8 protein-coding genes are annotated in these 6,593 nt (G+C 50.5%); all 8 read left to right on the forward strand.

The window, feature by feature from the left end; genetic code table 11:
* The first annotated feature begins 424 nt into the window (after positions 1 to 424).
* Positions 425 to 649 (forward strand): helix-turn-helix domain-containing protein, encoded by a 225-nt coding sequence (locus tag G5B11_RS17990; protein ID WP_005362423.1) that lies wholly within the window; start codon positions 425 to 427, stop codon positions 647 to 649.
* 147 nt (positions 650 to 796) lie between these two features.
* Positions 797 to 1,000 (forward strand): hypothetical protein, encoded by a 204-nt coding sequence (locus G5B11_RS17995; protein WP_118141915.1) that lies wholly within the window; start codon positions 797 to 799, stop codon positions 998 to 1,000.
* Between the two features lie 286 nt (positions 1,001 to 1,286).
* On the forward strand, positions 1,287 to 1,604 hold the full coding sequence (locus G5B11_RS18000; protein ID WP_173729253.1) for a DUF3847 domain-containing protein: 318 nt from the start codon (positions 1,287 to 1,289) through the stop codon (positions 1,602 to 1,604).
* A gap of 2 nt (positions 1,605 to 1,606) precedes the next feature.
* On the forward strand, positions 1,607 to 3,079 hold the full coding sequence (mobQ, locus tag G5B11_RS18005) for a MobQ family relaxase (RefSeq protein ID WP_079746603.1): 1,473 nt from the start codon (positions 1,607 to 1,609) through the stop codon (positions 3,077 to 3,079).
* 47 nt (positions 3,080 to 3,126) lie between these two features.
* Positions 3,127 to 3,867 (forward strand): CHC2 zinc finger domain-containing protein, encoded by a 741-nt coding sequence (locus tag G5B11_RS18010; RefSeq protein ID WP_173729254.1) that lies wholly within the window; start codon positions 3,127 to 3,129, stop codon positions 3,865 to 3,867.
* Positions 3,752 to 5,092, forward strand: a complete 1,341-nt coding sequence (locus G5B11_RS18015; RefSeq protein WP_173729256.1) for a virulence-associated E family protein — start codon at positions 3,752 to 3,754, stop codon at positions 5,090 to 5,092. Before G5B11_RS18010 ends, G5B11_RS18015 begins: the two co-directional genes overlap by 116 nt.
* A gap of 270 nt (positions 5,093 to 5,362) precedes the next feature.
* On the forward strand, positions 5,363 to 5,548 hold the full coding sequence (locus G5B11_RS18020; protein ID WP_015540918.1) for a hypothetical protein: 186 nt from the start codon (positions 5,363 to 5,365) through the stop codon (positions 5,546 to 5,548).
* A 107-nt stretch (positions 5,549 to 5,655) separates the two neighbouring features.
* A partial coding sequence (locus G5B11_RS18025; protein WP_173729255.1) for a recombinase family protein occupies positions 5,656 to 6,593 on the forward strand: 938 nt, incomplete at its 3' end.

The raw sequence follows: 6,593 nt of genomic DNA on the forward strand, positions 1-6,593 counted from the left end.
CGGAAGCGGATCTGCTGTTCTTCCCCAATCAAAATCCGCTCTTTCATTTTCTTCCTGTCCAGCGTCAGGACAAATAAAATCCTCTCAAAACATGGCTCATGCCGTATAAACTGATTCTCCATCCCTATCTCCTGCCTTTTCTTATGGTAATTATATAATTCAGTTATATCCGTTACACTCATGGTATCGCAGAAGCATTGTTTTGTCAAGGATAGTCCGCTATGATGATTGCAGTTGGTAATTTCGTACCGCACAGTACCTTGACAAGTGAATGACCGTCCAAAAGGGATATGACCGGCAGGAGAAGTGACGCATCCGGCGCACCAATGCAGGGAAACACCGCAGGAATGGGGCAGGAAAACGGCTTTTGGGGAGAACGGCAACAGGAAGCATTTTAACCTATTTGATTTATGGGAGGAACAGAATGAACGATAAAAAGAGATTGAACAGCTACGAGGATTTACCGCTGGTTCTGGATGTGGCGGACATTCAGCGGATTATGGGAATTTCAAGAGCGAGCGCCTATGAGCTGGTACACACACCCGGCTTTCCAGCGTTCCGCAGGGGCAGACTTATCAAGGTCAGCAAAATTGCTTTCTTTGAATGGATGGCAAAAGGCTCCGAAACCGTACCGGGAAGCGACAAATAAGCGTGAGGTATCATTCCCTGACTTGCAATACTGCCGCACTTTCCAAAGGGGCATACAGAGGGAAAAAAACTTAAAAATGATACCGAGACGCTACATCAAAACAGCCTATCTGCGTACATCAGATAGAAACGGAGAAAGGAGCCGGTTATGGCAAGAATGAGTAACAAGCGGCGGTTGGAATGGTCTTTCTTCTTAAATGACCGCAGCCGTATCACTTACAACGAACTGTGCCGGAAATGCCAGCACGAATGTAAACAGAGCTTCCGGGCGGTTGTGGTTGACTGCCCGAAGTATCTTTCCAAGCGTTCCAAGAAAAAGGACAAGACTGCCGGAAACGGCAAAATCCATTAGGAACTAAGGGCGCACTTCTATACATAGTCTAAAGACCATGTATCGTGCGTCCTGCGGAGCTTACCTCTGTCGCTGATAAAATCAGCAATCCGAGGGCTGCGTTCGCTTCGCTCCGACAAGGTGGCTACACCCCCTTGCGCCGCTAAAGCGGCTATCCCCTGTGTACCCGCCGAAAAGAGAAATCCGCTCTGCGGTTTTCCCTTTTCATCGGGTTTTATAGAAGCACTGACACACAGACTGTCTGCGGATGGTCTTTCTTTATCTTATAAGCAAAGGATGTGAGAACATGGAAAAATCTTTGGAACAGTTGAAGCAGGAATATGAAAAAACAACTGTCCTGCTGGAACGGGAAAAACGGAAAATGCAGCGTTTGAAAAACCGGCAGGCGTATCTGGAAAGCGGTTCCCGGAAACAGAGGACGCACCGGCTGATTACCCGTGGGGCAGCTATTGAGAGCATTGCACCACAGACAAAGGAGCTATCCGAAGCGGAATTTTATTCCCTCATGGAAAACATTTTGAATCTGCCGCAGGCGGAGCATTTCATCCGGTCTGCCACAGAGAACCACGCCCGTATTTCCGGGCAGGAGAAAGGCGGTGACTAAGGATAGCACTTTATCATTTTTCAATCGCACAGATCAAGCGCAGCGCCGGTCAGAGCGCCATTGCCAGCGCAGCCTACCGAGCCGGGGAGCGTCTTTACAGCAGCTACTATGGAGAAGTCAGCGATTACACCAAAAAGGGCGGCGTGATTGCTTCGGAAATCATGCTGCCGCCCCATGCGCCGGAAATATATCTTGACCGGGCGACCCTCTGGAATGCTGTGGAGAGCTGCGAGAAACATCCAAAAGCACAGCTTGCCTATTCCTTTGATATTGCCATGCAGAATGAATTGACACTGGAAGAAAACATGGAACTGGCGAGGAAGTTCGTGCAGGAGCAGTTTGTGGCAAAAGGCATGATTGCCGACCTTGCTTTTCACAGCCCGGAGAAAGAGGACGGCGGCATCCCTAACCCGCATTTCCATGTGATGACAACCATGCGCCCTTTGAACCCGGATGGCACATGGGGGCAAAAACAGCGGCGGGAATATCTTCTTGATGAAGATGGAAACCGAATCCGGGATAAAAACGGCGATTATATGTTTAACGCTGTCCATACAACAGACTGGCATGAGCCGGAAACGCTGGAACACTGGCGGGAGCAGTGGGCGGCTGCCGTTAATACAAAATTTGAGGAAAAAGGGCTGGATGTGCGTATCGACCACCGTTCCTATGTGCGGCAGGGGCTTGACCTGATACCCACTGTCCACGAGGGCGCTAATGTCCGGCAGATGGAAGCAAAGGGCATCCGCACCGAGAAAGGGGAATTGAACCGCTGGATTAAAGCCACCAACCGGCTCATGCAGGATGTGAGGAAGAAGATCAAAGCCCTGTTTGTCTGGATGGCAGAGGTAAAAGAAGAACTTTCCAAACCCCAGACACCGAGCCTTGCCGACCTGCTGATCGCTTATTACAACCAGCGCAACGCAGGGGCATGGAGCAATAAAGCCAGAACCGGAAACTTAAAGCAGTTTGCCGAAGCCGTCAATTATCTGACGGAAAACAAGCTGCTCACATTAGAGGATTTGCAGGAGCGTCTTTCCTCTGTCAGTGAAGAATTTGAAGCATTAAGCGGCTCCATGAAAAAGAAATCTGCCAGGATAAAGGAATTGCAGGAATTGATACGGGAGGGCGAGAATTACCAGCGGCTAAAACCTGTCCATACGGAATTGAACAATATCAAGTTTAAGAAACAGAGGGAGAAATTTGAAACATCCCACGATGCGGAGTTACGGCTGTTTTATGCCGCCCGCCGTATTCTGAAAGAAAAACTGGACGGAAAACCCATTGCCTTGAAAGCATGGAAACAGGAATACGCACAGTTAAAAACAGAGTATGCCGAACTGTCTCCGCAGCACAAGCCACTCCGGGAGGAAGTCATACGGCTGCGGCAGGTGCAGAACGCCGTAGATACCGCACTGCGCCGGAGGGAGCAGCCACAGGAAGTACAGAGAAAGAAACATGAGATGGAGCTATGATATAACCGGCAGCTTTACCGCTGCCGGTATTTTTACGGAGGGAGCATTTGAATGTATTTGAAGCGGTGAAACAGTCTGTTACCACCCGGCAGGCTGCTTCATTCTATGGAATCCGGGTGGGGAGAAACGGCATGGTCTGCTGTCCATTCCACAATGACCGCACGCCCAGCATGAAAGTGGACAGCCGCTTTTACTGCTTCGGCTGCGGGGCTTCCGGGGATGTGATCGACTTTGCCGCTTTGCTGCATGGATTGGGGAAACGGGAAGCTGCGGTCAGGCTTGCGGAGGACTTCGGCGTTTCCTATGAGAAATCCGGCAATGCGCCGCCAGATAGGAAGCGTAACAACAGGTCACAGCCCCGACAAAAATCAGCGGAGCAGAGATTTCAGGAAACGGAACGGTATTGTTTCCGGGTGCTATGCGATTATCTGCGCCTGCTGGAGCATTGGAAAACAGCATACGCCCCACAGCCGCAGGATGCCATCTGGCATCCTCTTTTTGTGGAAGCGTTGCAGAGGATAAGCTACACAGAATACCTTTTGGATATTTTGTTATACGGAGAAATAGAAGAAAAAGCGGCATTGATCGCCGCACAGGGAAAGGAGGTGCTGCGGCTTGAACAGCGAATTTCAGAGCTTGCCGCCGGAAACGCAGGAAGCGGTCAAAAGGACGATGGATACAATAGAGCCAGCGCAGACACCGGCAGAAATCCGGGAGACGTTAGAGGGGACGCAGAAAGGCGGCGTGAAGAACAGCATCCGAAACTGCCTGACGGTGTTCCAGCGTGACCCGCTGTTTCGTGGGGCGCTGCGCCTGAACCTTTTGACGGAGCAGATTGACATTGTGAAGCCGTTGGGCTGGGAGCGCACCAGTACCACTCTGACCGACATGGACATGAACTACCTGCTTTTGTATCTGGAAGAAAACTACGGGCTTACCAGCGAGAAAAAGGTGCAGAGCGCCATCAAGATTGTTGCCAATGAAAACCGCTACCATCCGGTCAGGGATTACCTGAACAGCCTGCAATGGGACGGCACAGAGCGCATCCGTTACGCCCTGCATCACTTTCTGGGAGCCGATACGGACGAATACACTTATGAAGCCTTGAAACTGTTCCTGATGGGAGCCATCCGGCGGGTATTCAGACCGGGGAGCAAGTTTGAGGTCATGCTCTGTCTGGTTGGTGGTCAGGGAGCCGGGAAATCTACCTTTTTCCGGCTGCTGGCAGGCAGGGACGAATGGTTTTCAGACGATTTGAAGAAGCTGGACGATGAAAATGTGTACCGCAAGCTTCAAGGGCATTGGATTATCGAGATGTCGGAGATGATCGCCACAGCCAACGCCAAGAGTATTGAGGAAATCAAGTCATTCTTAAGCCGCCAGAAAGAAACATACAAAGTGCCGTATGAGACACATCCGGCAGACCGGCTGCGGCAATGTGTATTTGGAGGGACGACCAACCGGCAGGACTTTTTGCCCCGTGACCGCACCGGCAACCGGCGCTTTCTCCCCGTGACGGTGTACCCGGAACGGGCGGAGGTTCACATACTGGACGATGAAGCGGCGGCGAGGGCGTATATCGAACAGATGTGGGCGGAAGCCATGACGGTTTACCGCAGTGGGAAGTATAAGCTGTCATTCAGCATAGAAATGAACCGATACCTGAACGCCCACCAGCAGGACTTCATGCAGGAGGACACACAGGCTGGCATGATCTACGCCTATTTGGAGGACTACACCGGTGACAGGGTATGCTCCAAGCAGCTTTATGAGGAAGCGCTGGGGAACTTAAATTCCCCGGCAGACTGGGAGACACGGGCAATCTGCGAGATTATGAATACCGGCATTGCGGGCGGCATCATACAGGGCTGGGCAGCCTACAAAAGCCCGAAGCGGTATAAGAAATACGGTTCTCAAAAAGGCTGGGAGCGTGTCAACCAAGACCCGCCGGAGGGGGACGGTTTTCAGGAAATCACGGAAGAAGAAGCCCGGCAAATGGAACTGCCATTCTGAAAAGCCGCCGGTTGACAGTTTGGTTGACGCTTTGGTTGACAGCCAGTTGACGGGGAAAAGCCTGATATTTGGGGCATTTCTCTCCTTTGTCAACCATGTCAACCAAGAAATCAAAGAAAAAGTAAAAAGTAATAATAGAGCGCCTATGGATTGTTTTCAAAGTCTTTTCTGCCGGTTGACACGGTTTGGTTGACACGGAGACAGTCTGCGGTTGTACACCTGCCTGACATTCCCTTGTCGGGCATATTTCATTTATGGAGGTAACTGCCTATGGCAAAAAACAAAAACGAGAGCAACAACGAAAACAGCGGCACCCTGCTTACCGAAAAAGACGGCACCCAGTATTTTGTCATGGGGAAAGTCCGTATCAAGGTATCGGAGCATTTTGCACAGGATGGGAAGCCGCTTGACAGCCTGCTGGAAGATGTGATCCAGCACGCTGCCGCCGCTTCCTGAAAAAATACGGAATAACGACTGTCAATCAGCCCACACTTATGATATACTTGTACCAGCGAGTATTGTATAAGCGTGGGTTGTTTCTTTTAGAAGGAGGATTTTTAAACGTGAAACAACCATACAATACAACGATTTATAACACCGCACTATATTTGAGATTGAGCCGCGACGATGAATTACAGGGGGAAAGCGGCAGTATCCAGACCCAGCGCATGATGCTTAGACAGTATGCCGCAGAGCATGGGCTGACCGTTGTAGACGAGTACATTGACGACGGATGGAGCGGGACAAATTTCGAGCGTCCAAGTTTCCAAAGGATGATTGATGACATCGAGGACGGGAAAATCAACTGCGTTGTCACAAAGGACTTATCCCGTCTGGGAAGAAACTATATCCTGACCGGTCAGTACACAGAAATCTATTTCCCCAGCAAGGGAGTACGCTACATTGCCATCAATGACAATGTGGACACCATCAACGGAGAAAGCGAGCTTGCACCGTTCTTAAACATCCTGAATGAAATGCACGCCCGACAGACCAGCAAAAAGGTCAAGGCTGCCATGCACACAAGATTTGCCAATGGCGCACACTATGGAGCCTATGCACCGCTGGGCTATGTAAAAGACCCGGACAAAAAAGGTCATCTTCTGATCGACCCGGAAACACGCTGGATTGTAGAGAAGATTTTTGACCTTGCCGTACACGGGAGGGGTGCCGCCAGCATTACACGGATTCTGGTGGAAGAAAAAGTACCTACCCCCGGCTGGCTGAACTATGAAAGATATGGGACTTTCGCCAATATCTACGCCGGTGCGCCCGCAGAAAAAGCCTATGCGTGGACGATAGCACAGGTCAAGAGCATTTTGAAAGAGGAAACCTACATCGGTCACAGTGTTCACAACAAGCAGAGCAACATTTCATTCAAGAACAAGAAAAAGGTGCGGAAGCCGCAGGAAGAATGGTATCGTGTGGAAAATACCCACGAAGCCATCATTTCCGAAGAAGTGTTCCAAAAAGTTCAGGAGCTGATTGCAAGCAGACGCAG

Source organism: Blautia glucerasea, from assembly GCF_013304385.1.
Taxonomy (GTDB): domain Bacteria; phylum Bacillota; class Clostridia; order Lachnospirales; family Lachnospiraceae; genus Blautia_A; species Blautia_A ammoniilytica.

What these genes read in the sequence shown, in the direction of transcription:
- G5B11_RS17995 (WP_118141915.1), top strand. Translation starts at nt 797, where the DNA reads ATGGCAAGAATGAGTAACAAGCGGCGGTTGGAATGGTCTTTCTTCTTA.
- G5B11_RS18000 (WP_173729253.1), top strand. Translation starts at nt 1,287, where the DNA reads ATGGAAAAATCTTTGGAACAGTTGAAGCAGGAATATGAAAAAACAACT.
- G5B11_RS18020 (WP_015540918.1), top strand. Translation starts at nt 5,363, where the DNA reads ATGGCAAAAAACAAAAACGAGAGCAACAACGAAAACAGCGGCACCCTG.
- G5B11_RS18015 (WP_173729256.1), top strand. Translation starts at nt 3,752, where the DNA reads ATGGATACAATAGAGCCAGCGCAGACACCGGCAGAAATCCGGGAGACG.
- G5B11_RS17990 (WP_005362423.1), top strand. Translation starts at nt 425, where the DNA reads ATGAACGATAAAAAGAGATTGAACAGCTACGAGGATTTACCGCTGGTT.